17 protein-coding genes, 1 tRNA gene and 1 pseudogene are annotated in these 21,626 nt (G+C 64.2%); 1 reads left to right on the top strand and 18 read right to left on the bottom strand.

The window, feature by feature from the left end:
- Positions 1–128: 128 nt before the first annotated feature.
- A tRNA-Asn gene (locus AC56K1_RS00500) sits at positions 129–204 on the bottom strand.
- A 114-nt stretch (positions 205–318) separates the two neighbouring features.
- Positions 319–1,530, bottom strand: coding sequence for an amino acid aminotransferase (locus tag AC56K1_RS00495; protein WP_497155906.1), 1,212 nt, complete (start codon positions 1,528–1,530; stop codon positions 319–321).
- 116 nt (positions 1,531–1,646) lie between these two features.
- On the opposite strand from AC56K1_RS00495, the gene uvrB reads away from it, so the two are divergent.
- Complete coding sequence (uvrB, locus tag AC56K1_RS00490; RefSeq protein WP_497155905.1) at positions 1,647–3,743, top strand: excinuclease ABC subunit UvrB; 2,097 nt, start codon at positions 1,647–1,649, stop codon at positions 3,741–3,743.
- A gap of 53 nt (positions 3,744–3,796) precedes the next feature.
- On the opposite strand, the pseudogene AC56K1_RS00485 reads toward uvrB, so the two are convergent.
- The 16 genes and pseudogenes from AC56K1_RS00485 to AC56K1_RS00410 form a co-directional block, all read right to left on the bottom strand.
- A pseudogene (locus tag AC56K1_RS00485) lies at positions 3,797–4,027 on the bottom strand (RES domain-containing protein); the annotation flags it as partial.
- A 74-nt stretch (positions 4,028–4,101) separates the two neighbouring features.
- Positions 4,102–6,120: a hybrid sensor histidine kinase/response regulator gene (locus AC56K1_RS00480; protein ID WP_497155904.1), complete on the bottom strand. Its 2,019-nt coding sequence runs from the start codon at positions 6,118–6,120 to the stop codon at positions 4,102–4,104.
- Positions 6,121–6,204: 84 nt separating this feature from the next.
- On the bottom strand, positions 6,205–6,804 hold the full coding sequence (locus AC56K1_RS00475) for a MarC family protein (RefSeq protein WP_171081459.1): 600 nt from the start codon (positions 6,802–6,804) through the stop codon (positions 6,205–6,207).
- 421 nt (positions 6,805–7,225) lie between these two features.
- Positions 7,226–7,765 (bottom strand): phosphoribosyltransferase, encoded by a 540-nt coding sequence (locus tag AC56K1_RS00470; RefSeq protein ID WP_497155903.1) that lies wholly within the window; start codon positions 7,763–7,765, stop codon positions 7,226–7,228.
- A 31-nt stretch (positions 7,766–7,796) separates the two neighbouring features.
- Positions 7,797–9,113 carry an adenylosuccinate synthase gene (locus AC56K1_RS00465; protein ID WP_497155902.1) on the bottom strand — a complete coding sequence of 439 codons (1,317 nt, stop codon included), beginning with the start codon at positions 9,111–9,113 and terminating at the stop codon, positions 7,797–7,799.
- Positions 9,114–9,116: 3 nt separating this feature from the next.
- Positions 9,117–10,271, bottom strand: coding sequence for an ATP phosphoribosyltransferase regulatory subunit (locus AC56K1_RS00460; RefSeq protein WP_497155901.1), 1,155 nt, complete (start codon positions 10,269–10,271; stop codon positions 9,117–9,119).
- 355 nt (positions 10,272–10,626) lie between these two features.
- The gene (gene hflC / locus AC56K1_RS00455) at positions 10,627–11,499 is read right to left on the bottom strand and encodes a protease modulator HflC (protein ID WP_497155900.1); all 873 of its coding nucleotides are present in this window, start codon (positions 11,497–11,499) and stop codon (positions 10,627–10,629) included.
- Positions 11,499–12,791, bottom strand: coding sequence for an FtsH protease activity modulator HflK (hflK, locus tag AC56K1_RS00450; protein ID WP_497155899.1), 1,293 nt, complete (start codon positions 12,789–12,791; stop codon positions 11,499–11,501). The genes hflC and hflK overlap by 1 nt, the downstream gene beginning before the upstream one ends.
- A gap of 3 nt (positions 12,792–12,794) precedes the next feature.
- Positions 12,795–14,006, bottom strand: coding sequence for a GTPase HflX (gene hflX / locus AC56K1_RS00445; protein ID WP_497156619.1), 1,212 nt, complete (start codon positions 14,004–14,006; stop codon positions 12,795–12,797).
- A 32-nt stretch (positions 14,007–14,038) separates the two neighbouring features.
- Complete coding sequence (hfq, locus tag AC56K1_RS00440; protein WP_106756584.1) at positions 14,039–14,275, bottom strand: RNA chaperone Hfq; 237 nt, start codon at positions 14,273–14,275, stop codon at positions 14,039–14,041.
- 141 nt (positions 14,276–14,416) lie between these two features.
- Entirely contained in the window at positions 14,417–15,760 is a 1,344-nt protein-coding gene (gene der, locus AC56K1_RS00435; RefSeq protein WP_497155898.1) for a ribosome biogenesis GTPase Der, read from the bottom strand.
- A 9-nt stretch (positions 15,761–15,769) separates the two neighbouring features.
- Positions 15,770–16,942, bottom strand: a complete 1,173-nt coding sequence (gene bamB / locus AC56K1_RS00430) for an outer membrane protein assembly factor BamB (RefSeq protein WP_497155897.1) — start codon at positions 16,940–16,942, stop codon at positions 15,770–15,772.
- An 86-nt stretch (positions 16,943–17,028) separates the two neighbouring features.
- Positions 17,029–17,703, bottom strand: a complete 675-nt coding sequence (locus AC56K1_RS00425; RefSeq protein ID WP_497155896.1) for a YfgM family protein — start codon at positions 17,701–17,703, stop codon at positions 17,029–17,031.
- Positions 17,704–17,780: 77 nt separating this feature from the next.
- Positions 17,781–19,142: a histidine--tRNA ligase gene (hisS, locus tag AC56K1_RS00420; RefSeq protein ID WP_497155895.1), complete on the bottom strand. Its 1,362-nt coding sequence runs from the start codon at positions 19,140–19,142 to the stop codon at positions 17,781–17,783.
- A gap of 150 nt (positions 19,143–19,292) precedes the next feature.
- Positions 19,293–20,576: a flavodoxin-dependent (E)-4-hydroxy-3-methylbut-2-enyl-diphosphate synthase gene (ispG, locus tag AC56K1_RS00415; protein WP_497155894.1), complete on the bottom strand. Its 1,284-nt coding sequence runs from the start codon at positions 20,574–20,576 to the stop codon at positions 19,293–19,295.
- A 21-nt stretch (positions 20,577–20,597) separates the two neighbouring features.
- Entirely contained in the window at positions 20,598–21,602 is a 1,005-nt protein-coding gene (locus AC56K1_RS00410; protein WP_497155893.1) for a RodZ domain-containing protein, read from the bottom strand.
- Positions 21,603–21,626 lie beyond the last annotated feature (24 nt).

Raw genomic sequence — 21,626 nt, 5'->3', positions numbered from 1 at the left:
TTCACTGTGCAGTTCCAATAAGAATGTATTGACAGACTACTCTTTATGCATAGAAAAGCAACTACCGATGAGCAACTTTGTATGAAAACAAAAAAGGCCACATCTTGCGATGCGGCCTTTCAGAATTCTGGCTCCCCGACCTGGACTCGAACCAGGGACCTGCGGATTAACAGTCCGTCGCTCTACCAACTGAGCTATCAGGGAATTGATCGCAACATTATATGTTTGCAAGGACACGCTGTCAAATTCACGGCGTGCAGCGCAAGCAAGCTGCTGCTCTTCGACATCGAACTGAATCAACTCCGAAGAGCCAGGATTTTAAAGAACTTTCGCCACGGCGTCAACGACGCGGTCGAGGTTGGTCGAGTTCAGCGCGGCGACGCAGATGCGGCCGGTGTCCACGGCGTAGATCGACTGCTCGCGCAGCTTGCCCACCTGCTCTTTGCTCAAGCCCGAATACGAGAACATGCCAACCTGCTCGCGCACGAATTCGAAGTCCATGCCTGGCGCTTTTTCCCTCAGCTTCTCGACGAAGGCGCCACGCATCTCGCGGATGCGCACGCGCATGCCGGCCAGCTCTTCTTCCCACAGCTGGCGCAGTTCCGGGGTGGACAGCACCATCGCGACCGCCTTGGCCGCATGGGTCGGCGGGTTCGAGTAGTTGGTACGGATGACACGCTTGAGCTGCGAGAGCACGCGCGCGGTCTCCTCGGCGCTGGTGGCGACGATCGACAGCGCGCCGACGCGCTCGCCGTACAGCGAGAACGACTTCGAGAACGAGTTCGAGACCAGGAAAGGCAGGCCGGTGTCGGCGAAGCGGCGCACTACGGCGCCGTCCTCGAGAATACCGGCGCCGAAGCCCTGGTAAGCCATGTCGAGGAAAGGCACCAGGCCCTTGTCGACCACGGCGGTGATAACCTGGCCCCACTGCTCCTGGGTCAGGTCGGCGCCGGTCGGGTTGTGGCAGCAGGCGTGCAGCACCACGATGGCGCCGCGCGGCATGGCCGTCAAGGAGGCCAGCATGCCCTCGAAGTTCACGCCGTGGGTGGCGGCATCGTAATAGGTGTAGTTGTTGACGGCGAAACCGGCGCTCTCGAACAGGGCGCGGTGGTTTTCCCAGCTCGGGTCGCTGATATAGACCTCGGACTCGGGCGAGAAACGCTTGAGGAAATCGGCGCCGAGCTTGAGTGCGCCGGTGCCGCCGATGGCCTGCACGGTGATCGCGCGCTTCTCTTGAATTACGGCGCTGCCGGCCCCAAATACGAGCTCTTGCACGGCCTTGTCGTACGCCGCCAGTCCTTCGATCGGCAGGTAGGTACGCGGGGTTTGCTGTTCCATCAGCTTCGCTTCCGCCTTCTGCACGCACTGCAGCAAAGGAACCTTGCCATTATCGTCGTAGTAGACGCCGACCCCCAGGTTGATCTTGGCCGGGTTGGTGTCGGCATTGAATGCTTCGGTAATGCCCAGGATCGGGTCGCGCGGGGCCATTTCAATGGCGCCGAAGAGGCTGGCGGAGGCTGTGGAAGTCATCGTGATAAACTGAGTTTGTCGGTGGGTTCGCAGCAATTGTATAGACAGCGACGCTACTGCAATAACTGTGCTGCAGTGCCGCAAGCGAACTCCCATTCTAGCAAAGGTCTGAAAGTATGGCTGATTTATCCATCGCAAATGCCCCGGAACCGACGGTCATCACTTATCCCGGGTCGCCGTTCAAGCTGCACCAGCCTTTTGAGCCGGCCGGCGACCAGCCGACCGCGATTGCCGGCCTGATCGAAGGCATCAACGACGGCCTGATGTACCAGACGCTGCTGGGCGTGACGGGTTCCGGTAAAACCTACACGATGGCCAACGTGATCGCCCAGGCGGGCCGTCCGGCGATCGTGTTCGCGCCAAATAAAACCCTGGCTGCCCAGCTGTATTCGGAGTTCCGCGAATTCTTCCCGCAAAACGCGGTGGAATATTTCGTGTCCTACTACGATTACTACCAGCCGGAAGCCTATGTGCCGCAGCGCGACCTGTTCATCGAAAAGGACTCGTCGATCAACGAGCACATCGAGCAGATGCGCCTGTCCTGCACCAAGTCGCTGATGGAACGGCGCGACGTCGTCATCGTGGCTACCGTCTCGGCCATCTACGGTATCGGTAACCCGAACGAATACCACAAGATGATCCTGACGCTGCGCCATAAGGATAAAGTGGCCCAGCGCGACATCATCGCGCGTCTGATCCAGATGCAGTACACCCGCAACGAGATGGACTTCTCGCGCGGCTCCTTCCGCGTGCGCGGCGACACCATCGACATCTTCCCGGCGGAGCACGCCGAACTCGCGATCCGCGTCGAGATGTTCGACGACGAGATCGAATCCTTGCAGTTGTTCGACCCGCTGACGGGCCGCGTGCGCCAGAAGATCCCGCGCTTCACCGTCTACCCGGGCTCGCACTACGTGACGGCGCGCGGCACGGTGCTGAAAGCAGTGGAATCGATCAAGGCCGAGCTGCGCGACCGCCTGGAAGAATTCCGCCAGCAGAACAAGCTGATCGAAGAGCAGCGCCTCGAGCAGCGCACCCGCTTCGACCTCGAGATGCTGGCCGAAATCGGCTTCACCAAGGGCATCGAGAACTACTCGCGCCACCTGTCCGGCTCGATGCCGGGCGAACCGCCGCCGACCCTGATCGACTACCTGCCGAAAGACGCCCTGATGTTCATGGACGAGTCGCACGTGATGATCGGCCAGCTCAACGCCATGTACAACGGCGACCGTTCGCGCAAGGTCAACCTGGTCGACTTCGGCTTCCGCCTGCCGTCGGCGCTGGACAACCGGCCATTGAAATTCGAAGAATTCGAAAAGAAGATGCGCCAGACCGTGTTCGTCTCGGCCACGCCTGCGGATTACGAAAAGGGCAAGGCCGACAACGTGGTCGAGCAGGTGGTGCGCCCGACCGGCCTGGTCGACCCGCAAATCATCGTGCGCCCTGCCCGCTCGCAGGTCGACGACCTGATGGGCGAGATCAACGACCGCATTGCCAAGGACGAGCGCGTGCTGGTGACGACGCTGACCAAGCGCATGGCCGAGCAGCTCACCGAATACCTGGGCGACCACGGCATCAAGGTGCGCTACCTGCACAGCGACATCGAAACCGTCGAGCGCGTGGAAATCCTGCGCGACCTGCGCCTGGGCACCTTCGACGTGCTGGTCGGGATCAACCTGCTGCGCGAGGGCCTGGACTTGCCCGAAGTGTCGCTGGTGGCCGTGCTGGACGCCGACAAGGAAGGCTTCCTGCGCTCGGAGCGCAGCTTGATTCAGACCATCGGGCGCGCCGCGCGTAACCTGAACGGCGTCGCGATCTTGTATGGCGACCAGGTCACCGACTCGATGCGCCGCGCCATCGACGAAACCGAGCGCCGCCGCGCCAAGCAGATCGCCTTCAACCTTGAGAACGGCATCACGCCGGTGGGCGTGAAGAAGAAGATCAAGGAGATGATCGACGGCGTCTACAGCAATGCCGCCCAGCGCAGCAGGCTGGAGGGGGCGCAGGAAGCGGCGGAAACGGCGAAGGTCGAGTCCATGAGCGAGAAGCAGATCAGCAAGGAGATCAAGCGCCTCGAAAAACTCATGGTGGACCACGCCAAGAACCTCGAGTTCGAGAAGGCGGCCCAGGTGCGCGACCAGCTGCATGTGCTCAAGCAGCAGGCGTTTGGGGCGCCGGGGGCGGACAATGTGGTGTCGATGCTGGGGAAGTAAGGCTGTGACGGCAGTCGCAATTCACGATCACATTTAGTACCGGTCGCGCTGCCGCTGTCTTCCAGGTCGTCCCACCCATCCGGCAGCTCTTCGCGCGACACCTTCATGCCCAGGCCGGGATCGTCCGGCAGGTCCACCGCGACCGGCACCAGGGAAGGATCGTCGCCCTCCGTATGCACGAAGGTTTCCAGCACCGCCAATTCGACCGTCATCGCCGCATACAGCGCGCCCTCGCAGCTGCGATCGAGCGCCACATCTTCTTGTGCAATTCTCCAGGTTCTCATGTCGCTGGTCCCCTGCAATGTGACGGGTCCGGTTTACCCATGCCCGAACCGGGCCTGCGCACGGAAGCCAGGAGTCAGGCCGGCTGGTCGCGCACTTGCGCCAGGATGCGCAGCAGCTCCGACAGGTCGGCCGGCTTGACCAGGTGGCGGTCGAAGCCGGCCTGGCGCGCGCGTTCGCGGTCTTCGCCCTGGCCGTAGCCAGTCAACGCGATCAGGACGGCATTGGCCGTGTCGGTCGAGGCGCGCAGGCGGCGCGCAAGTTCGTGGCCGTCCATGTCGGGCAGGCCGATATCGAGCAGCATGACCTCGGGGCGCTCGCGCTGGGCGCGCGCGAAGCCGCCACTGCCGTCGTATTCCACGCTGACCGCGTGGCCGTGGGCTTCCAGCAGCATGGCGAGCATCTGCGCCGCATCGATATTGTCGTCGACCACCAGCACCCGCACCGGACCCGCCGCGGCTTCCAGCGGCGCCTCCGGCAGGGGAGCGGTGGCGGGAAGCGCCTGCAGCAGCGGCAGGCGCACCACGAATTCGCTGCCCTGGCCCAGGCCCTCGCTGTGGACCGAGACGCGCCCGCCGTGCAGCGAGACCAGGCTCTTGACGAGGGCCAGGCCGATCCCGAGCCCGCCCTGCGAGCGGTCCGGCGTGCGCTCGGCCTGCGTAAACAGGTCGAAGATATACGGCAGCATTTGCGGATCGATGCCCTGCCCGCTGTCGCGCACGGCGATGACGGCCTCTTCTTCCTCGGCCGTCACGCGCAGGATCAGCTTGCCGGCAAGCGGCGTGTACTTGGCGGCGTTGTTCAGGATGTTCGACACCACCTGCACCAGGCGCGTGCGGTCGCCCGCCACGTACAGCGGCTGCTCCCACAGCTCGACCTTCAGCTCCTGGCGCTTGGCGTCCAACAGCGGGCGTACCTGCTCGATCGCGCCCTGCACGACCCCGGTCACATCCAGTTCTTCCTTCTCGATGGTTACCAGCCCGCGCGTGACGCGCGAGACGTCCAGCAGATCGTTGACCAGGTCGGTCATGTGCTCGGCCTGGCGCGTGATGATGGCGCTGGCGTGGTGCGCGCGCTCCGGGTCGAGCTGGCCGCGCTGCAGGAGCTGGGCCGCGGTGGTGATCGGTGCGAGCGGGTTGCGCAGCTCGTGCGCCAGCATCGCCAGGAACTGGTCCTTCTGGCGGTTGGCCGCGCGCAGCTCGTCTTCGACGCGCTTGCGCGCAGTGACGTCGCTGCCTTCGACGAAGATGCCGGATACCTCCCCGGCGGCGTCGCGGATCGGCTGGTAGACGAAGTCGATGTAGCGCTCTTCCAGCGGACCGGTGGCATCGCGCTGGATCCGCAGCGGCACCGCATGGCCGACAAAGGCTTCGCCTGTGGCGTAGACCTGGTCGAGAAGTTCGAAGAAGCCCTGGCCGGCGACCTCGGGAAGGACCTCGCGCGCCGACTTTCCGACCAGCTCGCGGCGGCCGATCAGCTGGGTATAGGATTCGTTCGCGATCTCAAACACGTGCTCCGGGCCGCGCAGCACGGCGATGATGCCCGGCGCCTGCTCGAACAGCGTCATCAGGCGCTGGTTCTCTTCCTCCCGGTAGCGTTCCGCCAGCACCTCGGCGGTCGTCTCCACGCAGGCGCAGAACATGCCGGCCACGGTGCCGTCCTCGTCGCGCACCGGCGAATACGAGAAGCGGAACCAGGTGTCTTCGTCGTAGCCATGGCGGTTCATGCGCAGGGGGAGCCGGTCGACATAGGTCGCCTCGCCCTTGAGGGCACGTACGATCAGCGGATGGATGTCGTCCCAGATCTCGCGCCAGACCGCATGAAAGGTAGCGCCCAGCGCAGCCGGGTGCTTCTCGCCAAGGATGGCCGCATAGGAATCGTTGTACAGGAAACCGAGCTCCGGCCCCCAGGCGACGAACATGGGGAACTTGGAGCTGAGCATCAGGCCGACGGTCGTGCGCAGCGCCTGTGGCCAGTCGCGCGGATGGCCCAGCGGCGAAGTCGACCAGTCATGCGCCCGCATCATGGCCCCCATGTGACCGCCCCCGCTCAGGAAGGGCAGCCATTCGGAGGGTGTTGCGTGTTCCTGTTTCATGCGATGTCTGGTCTTGGTGAATGCTGCAATGTGCGTGGCAGAAGTTTGCCAGAGTTACCCCGTTTTACACCACACCGCAGAGCCTCACAGCGTCTTGACGAATTCGCGTATACCGCCGAGCAGCATCTCGACCGACATCGCGGTCAGGATCAGGCCCATCAGGCGCTCGAAGGCCGTCATGACTTGCGGGCCGAGCTTTTGCTGCAGGCGCTCGGCGCTCAGAAAGACCGCCAGCCAGACGACCGCCACGGCGGCCAGCGCGGCGACATGCACCATGGTCTCGGACAGGGAACCGGAACTGAACAGCAGCACGGTCGCCAGCGCCGAGGGTCCGGCCAGCGCAGGAATGGCAAGCGGCACGATGAAGGGCTCGCCCCCGTGCTCGCTGCGTCCCAGCACGCCGTCCGGGTGCGGGAAGATCATGCGAATCGCAATGATCAGGAGGATCACCGCGCCGCCGATACGCAGCGCAACCGGGCTCAAGTGCAGCGCGGCCAGGAAGTGCTGGCCGAAGAACATGAAGACCAGCAGCAACAGGAAGGCAATGGCGCACTCGCGCACGACGATGCGTGGGCGGCGCTGGACGGGCGTGTCCTTCAGGGCGGCGGCGAACAGGGGAACGTTGCCGAACGGGTCGGTGACGAGGATCAGCAGGATGAAGGTCTGAAAAAAGCTTTGGGTCATGGCACTGTTATTGTTGGGATGCCCGGCGTGCGGATCTTGCGATCTTAACAGATATACATTGCCGGGATGCTGGCTGTGCGGAAATGAGTTTTACTCCGTGGAAGCGCCACATGCACAACTAGAGATACAAAATAATTGTGGTGGTATGCGAAAAAAATCAGGTGCCGGCCTTCGCCGGAACGCCGTACATAGGGGCGGGCCAAAGGAAAAATTTGTGCTGATTACCTGAGAGCCGTCGTACGCGCCACTGGCGCCTGCGACTCCCGGCGAAGGCCGGAACAATGCCACCGGCATTGGTCCGGCCAATTCCGATGAGTAGCCACCTGCTCAAGCGTCTACCGCACAAGGCAACCGACCCAATAAAAAGCGGGAAAGAGCTCTCACCCTTCCCCGCCATGTGCACCAAAACCGAAGCCGTGAATTACTTCTCGAACTTCTTCATCCACGCCGACAGCTGGTGCGGACGCAGGCCGTCGTAGTCTTCGAACGGCTGGTGGATCCACGGGTTGTGCGGCAGGTCTTCCAGGTGGTAGTCCGGTTTGAAGCTCGAGGTGCCCTTGACCCACAGCACGGCCGAACGCACTTCGGACACCTCCGGGTAGTTCGACTGCAGGTGCTCGCGCACCTTCTGCAGGGTCACGCCGGAGTCGGCCAGGTCATCGACCAGCAGGATCCGGCCGGCCAGCGGCCCCTTGGTCATCGTCATGTACTTGGCGATGTCCAGGTTGCCCTGCTTGGTGCCCGACTCTTCGCGGTAGGAGCTGGTCGACAGGATCGCCAGCGGCACGTCGAAGATGCGCGAGATGACGTCGCCGGGACGCACGCCGCCGCGCGCCAGGCACAGCACCATGTCGAACTTCCAGTTCGAATCATAGACTTGCAGCGCAAGGCGCTCGACCATGCGGTTGTATTCGTCCCACGAAACCCAGAGGTCCTTGTCGGTCGATGCAGGGGTATTCATTTCAGGCTATTCCTATGCTCTTATGGTTGTATCAGGCTGCGAACGGATGGCGCAGCACGATGGTCTCTTCGCGGTCCGGACCGGTCGACACCATGTCGATCGGCACGCCCACCAGCTCTTCGATGCGCTTGATGTAGGCACGGGCGTTGGCCGGCAGCTCTTCCATCGACTTGGCGCCGACGGTGGATTCGGTCCAGCCCGGCATCTCTTCGTAGACCGGCTCGCACAGGGCGGCTTCTTCGGCGCCGACCGGGAAGATGTCGACCTGGCGGCCATCGATCTTGTAGCCGGTGCAGAGCTTGAGCGATTCGATACCGTCCAGCACGTCGAGCTTGGTCAGGCACATGCCCGACACGCCATTGATCTGGACAGAGCGGCGCAGCAGCGCGGCGTCGAACCAGCCGCAGCGGCGGGCGCGGCCGGTCACGGTGCCGAATTCATGGCCGACGCGCGACAGGTGCTCGCCGACGCCTGCATCGGTCGGCAGTTCGGCCGGGAACGGGCCCGAACCGACGCGCGTGGTGTAGGCCTTGGTGATGCCCATGATGTAGTGCAGCATGCCCGGACCGACACCGGCGCCGGCGGCGGCATTGCCGGCCACGCAATTCGACGAGGTCACGAACGGATAGGTGCCGTGGTCGACGTCGAGCAGCGAACCCTGGGCGCCTTCGAACAGCAGGCTGCCGCCGGCCTTGTGCGCGGCGTACAGCGCCGACGAGACGTCGCCGACCATCGGGCGCAGGCGCGGCACCAGGGCCATCGCGTCATCAAAGGTTTGCTGGAAGTCGACCGCTTCGGCGCCCAGGTAATTGGTCAGCACGAAGTTGTGGTAATCGAGGTTCTCTTTCAGCTTCTCGGCGAAACGCTCTTCGTTGAGCATGTCGGCGATGCGGATGGCACGGCGCGCGACCTTGTCCTCATACGCAGGGCCGATGCCCTTGCCGGTGGTGCCGATCTTGTTCTCGCCGCGCTTGGCTTCGCGTGCCTTGTCGATGGCGACGTGGTAAGGCAGGATGACCGGGCAGGCTTCCGAGATCATCAGGCGCGACACGACTTCGACGCCGGCCGCGGCCAGCTTGTCGATTTCGCGCAGCACGTCCGGCACCGAGACCACCACGCCGTTGCCGATGTAGCAGGCCACGCCTTCGCGCATGATGCCCGACGGGATCAGCTGCAGCGCGGTTTTCTGGCCCTTGATCACGAGCGTGTGGCCCGCGTTATGGCCGCCCTGGAAACGGACGACGCCGGCCGCATGGTCGGTCAGCCAATCGACGATCTTACCCTTGCCCTCATCGCCCCACTGGGTGCCGATCACAACGACGTTCTTTGCCACGTTAGTATTTGACATCACTTAACCTAAGTTTTTGAGAATCCAATTTCCGTTTTCGAGGACGAGCACGCGGTCGCACTCGAACTCGTCCTGAACATTATCGTGACCCGGCATGCTCTGGATCACGACTTCGCCTGCCTTGCGCAGGTCAGCGATTTTTTCGCGCAGCTCCGGGGCATTGCCCCAGGGCGCGCGGATCGAATGCTTGCGCTCGGCCGTCGGCAGCAGCCGCGCCAGTTCGCGCAGGTCGAGCGAGAAGCCGGTAGCGGGACGCGCCCGGCCGAATGCTTCGCCGACGTGGTCATAGCGTCCGCCGCGCGCGACCGCATTGGGCAGGCCCGGCACGTACAGCGCGAACATGGCGCCGCTTTCGTACTGGTAGCCGCGCAGGTCGGCCAGGTCGATCGCGACCTCGGCACGGCCGATCGCGCAGGCCGCGAGGGCGGCGAGTTCGCCGAGCGCGCGGGTGATGCCCGGCAGCGGCGGCAGCGCTTCTTTCGCGCGCGCCAGCACCTCGACGTCGCCGTACAGGTGCGGCAGCGCCAGCAGCGCCTGGCGGGTGCCGGGCAGGTAATGTTGCGTCAACTCATCCAGGCCCGGCGCATCCTTGGCGCGCAGCAGGCAGGTGAGCTGGGCTTCGTCGCGGCGCGCCTGCGGATCGTCGCCAAGGATGGCGCGCAGGATGCCGACGTGGCACAGGTCCAGGCGCACGTCGTTAAAGCCGGCCAGCGCCAGCGAGCCCAATGCGAGTTCCTGGATCTCGGCATCGGCTTCCAGGCCGGCGTGACCGTAGATTTCGGCGCCGATCTGGATCGGCTCGCGGGTGGCGTGCAGACCCGACGGACGGGTATGCAGCACGCTGCCGGCATAGCACAGGCGGGTGACGGAATCGCGGTTGAGCAGGTGGGCGTCGATGCGGGCGACCTGGGTGGTCATGTCGGCGCGCAGGCCGAGCAGGCGGCCGGAAATCTGGTCGACCACCTTGAAGGTGCGCAGTTCGGTGTCCTGCCCTGCCCCGGCCAGCAGCGACTCGACGTACTCGAGCAGCGGCGGCATCACCAGTTCGTAGCCGTACAGGCGAAAGGTATCGAGCATCTTGCGGCGCAGATCCTCGATCTTGCGCGCTTCGGACGGCAAGACATCAGCGATATTCTCGGGCAAAAGCCAGTTCGGCATGGGCGACAGCTAACGGGTTGTGTTTTAAGAGCAAGGACGAGCACGCAGGCGTGCTGACGCACGGTGCGAGCGCCGAATCGGCAATTTTACCCGAAAATGGGGAGGTGTAGGCGGGGGATGTTGGTTTGACAGCTGATGAGAGCTTGTCAGTGCGTCATGAGCAACGGTTGTCTATACCGTTGAGCTAAAGGGTTTTCAAGCGAAATTGGGTTCCGGCCTTTGCCGGAACGACGGTTTTAAGGATGGTGGATTCATCGAACGGAGTCGCTGCCTCCACAAAAAAACAAACGCCACCAATGTCATCCCGGCGAAGGCCGGGATCCAATTTGGTGGCGTTGCGTTAGCGCGTGAAGAATTACTTGCTGCTCGGCGCCTTGAAATACTTGAAGAACTCCGAATTCGGATCCACCACCATCACGTCGCTGCGGCTCTTGAACGTGGCGCGGTAAGCTTCCAGGGAACGGTAGAACTTCGCGAACTCCGGATTCTTGCCGAACGAATCGGCATAGATCACCGATGCCTTGGCATCGCCCTCGCCCTTGATCTTCTCGGCCTCGCGGAAGGCTTCGGCGATGATCACGGTGCGCTGGCGGTCGGCGTCGGCGCGGATCTGCTCGGATTCGGCGGCGCCGGTCGAGCGCAGTTCGTTGGCCACGCGGGTGCGCTCGGCCTTCATGCGCTCGTAGACCGAGTTGTTGATCTGCTCGATGTAGTCCACGCGCTTGAGGCGCACGTCCACCACGCCGACGCCGATCTCTTTCGCTTCGGCCACGACCTTCACTTTGACCGCTTCCATCACGCGGCCACGCTCGCCGGAAATCACTTCGCGCACGGTGCGCTTGGTGATCTCGTCGTTCAGGGCAGCCTTGATGATCTGCGACAGGCGGTCGCGGGCACGGCTTTCGTCCCCGCCGAAGCTGACGAAATACAGGCGCGGATCGGTGATGCGCCATTTCATGAAGGCATCGACCAGGATGTTCTTCTTCTCGGCCGTGATGAAGCGGTCGGCGTCAGGCGTGTCGAGCGTGAGGATGCGCTTGTCCAGGTAGATCACGTTCTGGAAAGGCGGCGGCAGTTTGAAATGCAGGCCCGGCTCGGTGATCACGCTGCGCACCTGGCCCAGGGCGAAGACGATGGCGAAGCGGCGCTGGTCGACCACGAAGATGGTGGACGATAGCAGCATCAGGGCAATGAAGCCCGCCACAAATAAAGTTACGAGGCGGTTCATTAACGGCTCTCCCGGTCACGTGAGGAATCGCGGGCGCGGTCGTCGCGGTGACGCACCGAGTCCATGGCTTGCATGACGTCGGACGGCGGCGCGGACTGCGGCACCTGCACCGGTCCGGACTTGCTGCCGACGCCCTCGCTGCCGGCGTGCTGCCCAATCAGTTTATCGAGCGGCAGGTAGATCATCGGGTTGCCCGCGCGCGAATCGACCATCACCTTGCTGGTGTTGGAGAAGATCTGCTGCATGGTGTCGATGTACATGCGGTCGCGCGTTACGGCCGGGGCCTTGCCGTAGGCTGCCACCACCTGGTCGAAGCGCGAGGCGTTACCGGTCGCGTTCTCCACCACCATCGAGCGGTAGGCTTCGGCGTCCTGCATCAGGCGGAAGGCCTGGCCACGGGCCTGCGGGATCACCTGGTTGGCATAGGCCTCGCCTTCGTTCTTGGCGCGGGCGCGATCCTGGCCGGCCTTGACGGCATCGTCGAAGGCGCTTTGTACCTGCTCCGGCGGCTGCACCGCCTGCATGGTCACGTTGGTGATCAAGGCGCCCAGCTTGTAACGGTCGACCATGGTCTGCATCATCTGGTGCACGTCGACCGCGACCTTCTCGCGGCCCTCGTACAGCACGAAGTCCATCTTGTTCTTGCCGACCACTTCGCGGATCGCGGTCTCGGCGACCTGGCGCACGGTGTCATCCTGGTCGCGGTTGTTGTACAGCCACTGGACCGGGTCCTTGAGCGTGTACTGGACGGCGAACTGGATGTCGATGATGTTCTCGTCGTCCGTCAGCATCAGGGCTTCCTGCGGCTGCTTGTTGCGGACGTTGGCGCGGTAGCCTATCTCGGCGGTGCGGATCTGCGAGACGTTGACGGTCTCGTGGGCCTGGATCGGGTACGGCCAGCGCCAGTTGAAACCGGCGCCGGTGGAGTGGCTGAGCTTGCCGAAGGTGGTGACCACGCCGGTCTGGCCCTCTTGCACGATGAAGGCGCCGCTGGCCAGCCAGATCAGGCCGACGATAACCGCCACCACGCCGGCGGTGACGCTGGCGCCGCGCATGTCGCCGCGGCCGCCTGGGCCACCGCCGCCATCGCCGCTGCCGTTGCCATTGCCGCGCGAACCGAACAGGCGGTTCAGGCGCGCATTGAAGTCGCGCCAGAGTTGATCGAGGTCCGGCGGGCCTTCACCCGGCCGGCGGCCCTCCTGGGCCTTGTGGTCACCGCCGGGCTTGTGGCCCCAACGTGGATCGTTCAGCGACAATTTGATGCCGCAACGCTTGAGTAAAGAAACGAGCATAGGCTAGTGTGGCCCGACATGGGTGGTGGTTGTCATATTATCGGCAGGACCGTCAGGGGAGCCGTCCACCGGGGGCTCCTCGTCGTCGAAGCCGTCGTGCGCTTCGTCGTTGGTGTCGTGCGCTTCTTTTGCATGCTTCAGGCCGGGCGCCGCCTTGGCCGACTCGACGATCGCGTCGCGCAGCAGGTCCAGGCCGGCGCCGCTGTGGGCGCTGATGAAAACGCGGCTGATCTTATCATACTCATCACGTTCCACCCCAGGCTCCAGCCCGGCAGCATCGATCTTGTTCCATACCAGGATCTGTGGAATGTGATCGGCGCCGATCTCGCGTAATACCTCGTTGACCTGCTCGATCTGTTCCATGCGCGCCGGCGAATTGCCGTCGACCACGTGCAACAGCAGGTCGGCGTGGATGGTTTCCTCCAGCGTGGCACGGAATGCGGCGACCAGCTGGTGCGGCAACTCGCGCACGAAGCCGACGGTATCGGAAATAACGACGCTGCCGGCTTCCTCGCCCAGGTACAGGCGGCGGCTGGTGGTGTCCAGGGTGGCGAACAACTGGTTCGCAACATACACGCCGGCCTTGGTCAGCGTGTTGAACAGGGTCGACTTGCCGGCATTGGTATAGCCGACCAGCGACACCGAGAAGGTCTGGTTGCGTCCGCGCGCGCGGCGCTGGGTTTCGTGCTGCTTGCGCAGCTTGGTCAGGCGGGTGCGCAGTTGCTTGACCCGCTCGCCGATCAGGCGGCGGTCGGTCTCGAGCTGGGTTTCACCCGGGCCGCGCAGGCCGATACCGCCCTTTTGACGTTCCAGGTGGGTCCAGCCGCGGATCAGGCGGGTGGCAAGGTGCTGCAGCTGGGCCAGTTCGACCTGCAGCTTGCCCTCGTGGCTCTTGGCGCGCTGGGCGAAGATGTCGAGGATCAGGCTGGTGCGGTCGACCACGCCGACTTCGAGACGGCGCTCGAGGTTACGCTGCTGTGCGGGAGACAATGCGTGGTTGAAGATGACCAGCTCGATGCCGTCGACCTTGCAGGCCATCTTGATTTCGTCGGCCTTGCCGCTGCCGACGAAAAAGGCCGCATCGGGGCTGCTGCGCTTGGCCGTAATCGTGGTGATCGGGTCGGCGCCGGCGGAACGCGCAAGAAGCGACAGCTCTTCGAGGCTGGCGTTGAAGTCGCCGGCACCGAAATCGATGCCGACCAGCGCTGCGCGCATGCTGGGAATGCCGGGGGCGTCAGCCATCGGCCTTACTCGGCTTCTGGGTCGAGGTTGAGATTGACGGCGCGGGCCGGGACGACGGTGGAAATGGCGTGCTTGTAGACCATCTGGGTCACGGTGTTACGAAGCAGGACGACGTACTGGTCGAAGGATTCGATATGGCCTTGCAGTTTGATGCCGTTGACCAGGTAGATGGAGACGGGGACATGCTCCTTACGCAATGCGTTCAGGAATGGGTCTTGTAACAGTTGCCCTTTGTTGCTCATAACAGCTCCGTGATGTTGTTGTAGTTAAAAGTTTGAGGCGATTTGCCGGTTTTCAAGTGCTTGGGCCCCATTCTGCTCTCGCGAATGACGGCCCTAGGCTTACTGTAACCTGTTTTGCCACTTTTTGTCGTACTGCTACGGCTATTTCTGTTCCCGCGCGAATGGGTTCTTGCCGCTCTTGAGCTCGATGCGCACCGGGGTGCCGACCAGGTTGAACGTGTCACGGAAATGGCGTTCCAGGTAGCGCTTGTAAGGCTCGCTGACGGCCTCGAGGGCGTTACCGTGGATGACGATGATCGGCGGATTCTGGCCGCCCTGGTGGGCGTAGCGCATCTTCGGACGGGTGCTGCCCTTGCGCTTGGGCTCCTGCTTCTCGATCGCTTCCTGCAGCGCGCGGGTCAGGCGCGGGGTCGACAGGTTGGCGGTCGCCGCGGCATAGGCGGCGTCCACCGACTTCATCAGCTGCGAGATGCCGGTGCCCTTGAGCGCCGAAATGAAATGGGTCTTGGCGAACGAGAGGAAGTCGAGCTTGCGGTCGAGGTCGATCTTGACTTCGTCGCGGTCGTCCGACTGCAGGCCGTCCCACTTGTTGACGGCCACTACCAGCGCCCTGCCCGACTCCAGGATGAAGCCGGCAATGTGCGCGTCCTGCTCGGAAATGTCTTGCTGGGCGTCGAGCAGCAGCACGACCACGTTGGCGTCCGAGATCGACTGCATGGTCTTGACCACCGAGAATTTCTCGATGGCTTCGAATACCTTGCCGCGGCGGCGGATGCCGGCGGTGTCGATCAGGGTGTATTGTTTGCCTTCGCGCTCGAACGGCACTTCGATCGAGTCGCGGGTCGTGCCCGGCATGTCGAAGGCGATCACGCGCTGCTCACCGACCAGGGTGTTGATCAGGGTCGACTTGCCGACGTTCGGGCGGCCGACGATGGCGATCTTGACGCCATGGTCGACGTGCTCGCCCATCTGCTCGGCATCGGGACGGCTCGCGAAAGCGAAATCGAGCGCCTCGTTGACGAGGTCGGTCACGCCGTCGCCGTGGGCGGCGGAAATGACGTAGGGGTCGCCCATGCCGAGCTCGTAGAAGTCGGCGGTGACCGAGGTGTACTTCATGCCCTCGGATTTATTCACCACGAGCATGACCTTGCGGCCCGTCTTGCGCAGGTAATCCGTGATGGTCTTGTCGTGCGGGGTCATGCCCTGGCGGCCGTCGACGATGAAGACGACGACGTCGGCTTCGGCCACGGCCTGGCGCGTCTGCAGCGCCATTTCGAACATGATGCCTTCTTTTGCGACCGGTTCGAAACCGCCGGTGTCGATGACCAGGAAGGGACGTTCACCGATCCGGCCTTCGCCATAGTGGCGGTCGCGGGTCAGGCCGGGGAGATCGGCCACCAGCGCGTCCCGCGAACGCGTCAGGCGGTTGAACAGGGTCGACTTCCCGACATTCGGGCGACCTACGAGTGCGATTACCGGCTTCATGTAGATATTCTATTCGACCGCGATAGCGGTCACAGTTCCATTTTGTGTTTGAAAAATCAGGTGCGATCCAGCCACCACGGGGGTGGCGCTGATCGGGCTGCCGTCTGTTGCGGCGCGTGCCAGGAAGCTGCCATCCTCGCGCGACAGGAAATGCACGATGCCCTGGTAGTCGCCGACCGCGACCGCGCGGCCATAGCTCAGCGGCGTGGACAGGCGGCGGAAGGCGAGTTTGTCGTTCTTCCAGGCCGAGGCGCCGGTATCGCGGTTGAAGGCGAGCAGCGCGCCCTTGTCATCAGGTGCGAAAACAAAGCGCTGGTCGACGGCCACGCCGGCTTCCGACGACAGGTCGCGGGTCCAGCGCGCCGAACCGGTGCTCAGGTCGAAGCAGCCTACCCGGCCCTGGTAGGACACGGCGCAGACGTCGTTCTCGAACAGCACCGGGGCGCCGCCGATATCGGTCACGCGCTCGAGTTCGGTCGTGCCGCGCGCCACGCCCACCTCGACGTCCCAGCGCGGCGCGCCGGTGGCCAGGATGAACGAAGACAATTTACCGCCCGGCTGGGCGATGATGACGTCGTTGCCGGCCACCACCATGCCCGGCGCATTGCGCAGGGTCAGCGGCGGCGACACGCGCTGCACGGTCCATTTCTTTTCGCCGGTCTTGGCATCGAAGCCGACCACGCGGTTGTCCAGGCTGCGCGCGACGACCACGCCCTGCCCCACGACCGGCGCCGACAGGATCTCGCTCGACAGCTGCGACTTCCACAGCGGCTTGCCGTCCATGTCGAACGCCAGCAGCACGCCCTTGGTGCCGCCGACCACGATCAGGTTGCCGTCGGTGCCCACGCCGGCCGACAGATCGGTGCCGGCCTTGGTGCGCCAGATCTGGCGGCCGGTGGCCGCTTCCACGCGTGCGATGTCTCCATTGCCGCCGGCCACCACCACAGTATTGCCGGTCAGTGCAGGCGAGAACTGGTAGCTGCCGGCCTTGCCGATGTCGAGCTTCCATGCGGTGCGCACGGCCATCGTGCCCTTGAGCTCGACGAGCGGCGCCGGCTGGTCGGTCTTGCTCTTCGATGCGAAGGGATTGAGCGAGCTGAGCGACGGGAGCGACGGCAGGCTCGAGCAACCGGTCATCAGGGCCAGTACACCAACACCAACAAGTTTGCTGCTGATACGCATATTCTTTTACCTTGTTCTCGGACTATAGAGGACGCAAAGCCCGCGCATCCCTTCGGGCTAGCGCGGGCCTGTGAATCTGGGGTGAATTACGCGGCTGCTTTCGCGTCTTTCGTGTCTTTCGCATCGACCGGCGCCGTGCCGCCGATTGCTTCGAGCTTGACCGTCACCAGCTGGCGGCCCGGGTTTTCCTTCGGCATCGCGGCCAGCGCGGCGACATAGGCCTGGCGGGCTTCAGCCAGCTTGTTCTGCGCCACCAGCACGTCGCCCTTGCGGTCGGCGACGGCCGCGGTGAACTGCGCCGGGAAGGATTCGTTCAGCAGCTTGAGCGCGGCGTCGTACGATTTTTCGTCGAGCAGCACGCCGGCCAGGCGCAGCCTGGCGATCGACTTGTACTCGTCGTTGCCGTGGTCCGCCACCCATTGCAGCTGGGTGCGGGCAGCCTTCAGGTCGTTGGCTTCGAAGGCGGTCTTGGCCGCGCCCAGGGCAGCCATCTGCGCATAGGCCGTGCCTTCGTATTTCTTCTGCATGTCGGCGGCGATGCGCTGGGCTTTCGCGTTGTCGCTCGCGCTCACTGCGGTTTGCAGCTCGTCGTACAGGGCCGAGGCTTCGACGGCCTGGGTGCGCTTTTGCGAATTCCAGAAGTTATATGCGGCGTAGGAACCGAGTGCGGCAATCAGCACCCAGGTGATGAGGTTGCCGAAACGCGACCAAAAGGCCTTGAAGGTCGCTATCTGTTCCTGTTCTTCGAGATCGTATGCCATTGTCTGCTCTAGCTCTTAGTTGTTACTCGGTTGTTATTGAAGGTGCCCTGATCGGCGCTGCTGCCCGGCGCCGTCGCTTACGGACGGTGGTGATGCCCGTGCTCGTTGCAATCTTCGTCGGCGCAGTCGTGGTCGCCGCCGCCGCCCACGATCTGGTCGACCACGTAGTCGACCACTTCCAGGAAGGGCACGGAAGCTTGCTGCTGCTCGCCCGCGTCCCCACGCATCGCCTTGACGGCGGCCTTCTCGGCGGCCATCTCGTCGTCGCCGATGATCACGGCAAAGGCAGCACCGCTGCCGTCGGCCTTCTTCATCTGGCTCTTGAAGCTGCCGCTACCGGCCGGTGTCGCGCAATGTAACACAACATCCAGGCCGGCATCGCGGAGGCGCTCGGCCAGGATGAAGGCTTGCGCCTGCGCTTCCTCGCCCTGGTGGACCATGTAGACGTCGCACTGGCTCGGCGCCTGGGTCTCGCCCAGGCCCTTCATCAGTTCGATGATGCGCTCCATGCCCATCGCGAAGCCGACCGCCGGAGTGGCCTTGCCGCCGAACTGTTCGATCAGCGGGTCGTAGCGCCCGCCTGCGCAGATCGTGCCCTGGGCGCCCAGTTCGTCGGTGACCCATTCGAACACGGTGCGGTTGTAGTAATCCAGGCCCCGCACCAGGCGCGGGTTGATGGTGTACTGCACCGCGTTGCGGTCCAGGATCTTCTTCAGGCCATTCAAGTGGGCCAGGGATTCGTCGCCCAGGTAGTCCAGCAGCTTCGGCGCGCCGTTGACCATCTCCTGCATGGCGGGGTTTTTCGTATCCAGGATGCGCAGTGGGTTGCTGTGCAGGCGGCGCTTGGCCTCGGCATCCAGCACCGGTTCGTTGGCTTCGAAATAGGCGATCAGGTCGGCGCGGTGGCGCTGGCGCTCGTCGGCATTGCCGATCGAGTTCAGTTCCAGGCGCACGTTCTGCAGGCCCAGGTCATCCCACAGGCGGCGACACAGCATGATCAGCTCGGCATCGATGTCCGGGCCGGAAAAACCAACGGCTTCAGCGCCGAACTGGAAGAACTGGCGGTAGCGGCCGCGCTGCGGACGCTCGTGGCGGAACATCGGGCCCTTGTACCACAGGCGCTTCGGGCCGTCGTAGACCAGGTTATGTTCGAGCACCGCGCGCACGACGCTGGCCGTGCCTTCCGGACGCAGGGTCAACTGGTCGCCATTCATCGAATCGGTGAAGGAGTACATCTCCTTCTCGACGATGTCGGTGACGGCGCCGATGGCGCGCGCGAACAAGGACGTGTCCTCGACGATCGGGGTGACGATCTTCTGGTAGCCGTAGCTTTTCAGGATCGTCTCTGCGGTGTTCTCGAACAGCTCCCACATCGGGGCATCCTGCGGGAGGATGTCGTTCATGCCTTTGACGGCGAGGATTTTTTCTGGTTTGGACATATAAGTGTTAGCTCGTAAACTCCGTCGTTCCCGCCAATTTTGCATGCGTGCCGACTGCTCAACGACATTGGGTAGCCGCCTGCGCGGGTACGACGTATTTGAGGTGCGGGCCGCATCAATCGTGGCCGGTGTTCGCGCGCCCCCGTTATTTTATTGTGCGACCGCCTCGCGGCCGTAATTCTTCTGCACGTAATTCAGCACGATGGTCTTGAACTCATCCACGATCCGCTCGCCGCGCAGCGTGGCGAACTTCTGGCCGTCGACAAACACCGGTGCAGCCGGCGATTCGCCCGTGCCCGGCAGGCTGATGCCGATGTTCGCGTGCTTCGATTCGCCCGGGCCGTTCACGATGCAGCCCATCACGGCCACGTTCATCGCTTCGACGCCCGGGTACAGCTTTTTCCATTCCGGCATTGAATCACGCAGGAAGGTCTGGATGTTGTCGGCCAGTTCCTGGAACACGGTCGAGGTGGTGCGCCCGCAGCCGGGGCAGGCGATCACCATCGGGGTGAACTTGCGCAGGCCCATGGTCTGCAGAATCTCTTGCCCGACCACCACTTCGCGGGTGCGATCGCCACCCGGTTCCGGGGTGAGCGAAATGCGGACGGTGTCGCCAATGCCCTCCTGCAGCAGCACCGCCAGGGCCGCGGTCGAGGCGACGATGCCCTTGCTGCCCATGCCGGCCTCGGTCAGGCCCAGGTGCAGCGGGTAGTCGCAGCGGCGCGCCAGTTCGCGGTAGACGGCGATCAGGTCCTGCACGCCCGAGACCTTGCACGACAGGATGATCTTGTCGCGCGCCAGGCCCACTTCTTCGGCGCGCAGGGCGTTCTCGATGGCCGAGGTGATCAAGGCTTCGTACATCACGGCCTGCGCGGTCCACGGCGTGGCGCGCGAGGCGTTTTCGTCCATGATGCGCGCCAGCAGCGACTGGTCGAGGCTGCCCCAGTTCACGCCGATGCGTACCGGCTTGTCGTATTTCGCGGCGATCTCGATCATCTGGGCGAACTGGGTGTCGCGCTTGGCGCCCTGCCCCACGTTGCCCGGGTTGATGCGGTATTTCGACAGCGCCTGCGCGCATTCCGGGTAGTCGCGCAGCAGCAGGTGGCCGTTGTAGTGGAAGTCGCCCACCAGCGGGGTGTCGATTTCCATGCGATCGAGCTGCTCGCGGATCGCCGGCACTGCCGCCGCAGCTGCCGGGGTGTCCACGGTGATGCGCACGATCTCGGAACCGGCGCGCGCCAGCTCCTTCACCTGGATCGCGGTGCCGATCGCGTCGGCGGTGTCGGTATTGGTCATCGACTGCACCACCACCGGCGCGTCGCCGCCGACCCAGACGGTGCGCTGGCCGTGCGAGACCGCTACCTTGCGGCGCAGGCGGCGCGCTTGCGGGCCCGAAGGAATCGGCTCGCCCATGCAAGGCGCGTTCAACATCATGTTCTGTTCCATACTCGGGCTTTACTTCAGGGCGACGCGGGAGACGGTCTTGCCCGGCACCTGCGGCAGCTCGACGCTGGCGCCGCGCCAGGTGGCGGAGACGGCCGACGGATTGCCGACCACCAGCTTGACCGGCTCGGCGACGTCGATGGTTTCGGTCGAGCCGGCCTTGACCAGGCGCGAGATCAGCGGCTTGCCGCCCTGGGCCGGACGCACGTCGATCCAGGCGTCTTCGCGCACGTTGAAGACCAGCGCGCCGGCGCCGGCGGTTGCCGCAGGCGTTGCCGCGGCAGGCGCTGCGGCGACCGGGGTCGCGGGCGCTGCACCAGGCGGCGTGGCAGCCGGCGCAGGGCCCGGGGCGGTAGCAGGCGTCGTGGCCGCCGGCGTGGTCGCAGGCGCAGTCGCGGGTGCAGTGGCAGGCACGGTGTTTTCCGAACCCGGCGCCGGCACCGAGATCAGCGGCACCGACGGGTTCAGCAACGGATCCTGGCCGGCTGGCGCTGCCGTGCCCGGGGTCGTGGTGATGACCGGGGTCTCCAGCACCGCCTCGCTGCTGGCTTCCTGGCGGCTGCCCGGGATCAGGCCGAAATGCCAGAGCGCGGCGCCGGCGGCGATCACGGCGATGGCGCCGGCGATCAGGCCCACCGGCACGCGCGAGCGCTTGCCGCCGATAGGGAAGCGGCTCTGCGAGAACGCGGCCGGGCGCTGTTCGCGGCGCGGGATCGAGGCGCTGGCGCCGGCTTGCGCTTCCGGCGGCATGTTCATTTCGATCTTGGCCACCAGTGGGGCCGCGTCGATTTTCAGGAGCTTGGCATAGGCGCGCACGAAGCCGCGCGTCACGGCCGGGCTCGGCAGCGATGCGTAATCGCCGGCTTCCAGCGCCACCACCTGGCGCGGCGCCAGTTTCAGCTGATCGGCCACCTGCTCGACGCTCCAGCCCATCGCTTCGCGCTGGGACTGCAGGGTCTGTCCAGGGAGTCCGGCGTCGTTGCCCGGGGTCGCGGGCTGGTCTGCATGCTCGTTCATTGTCCTCGTCTCACTCTGCTAGTG

It is taken from the genome of Telluria sp. ZB4P37 (assembly GCF_059685855.1).
Note: the sequence above shows the minus strand (reverse complement) of the source record. Positions and strands in the feature narration are given on the sequence as shown.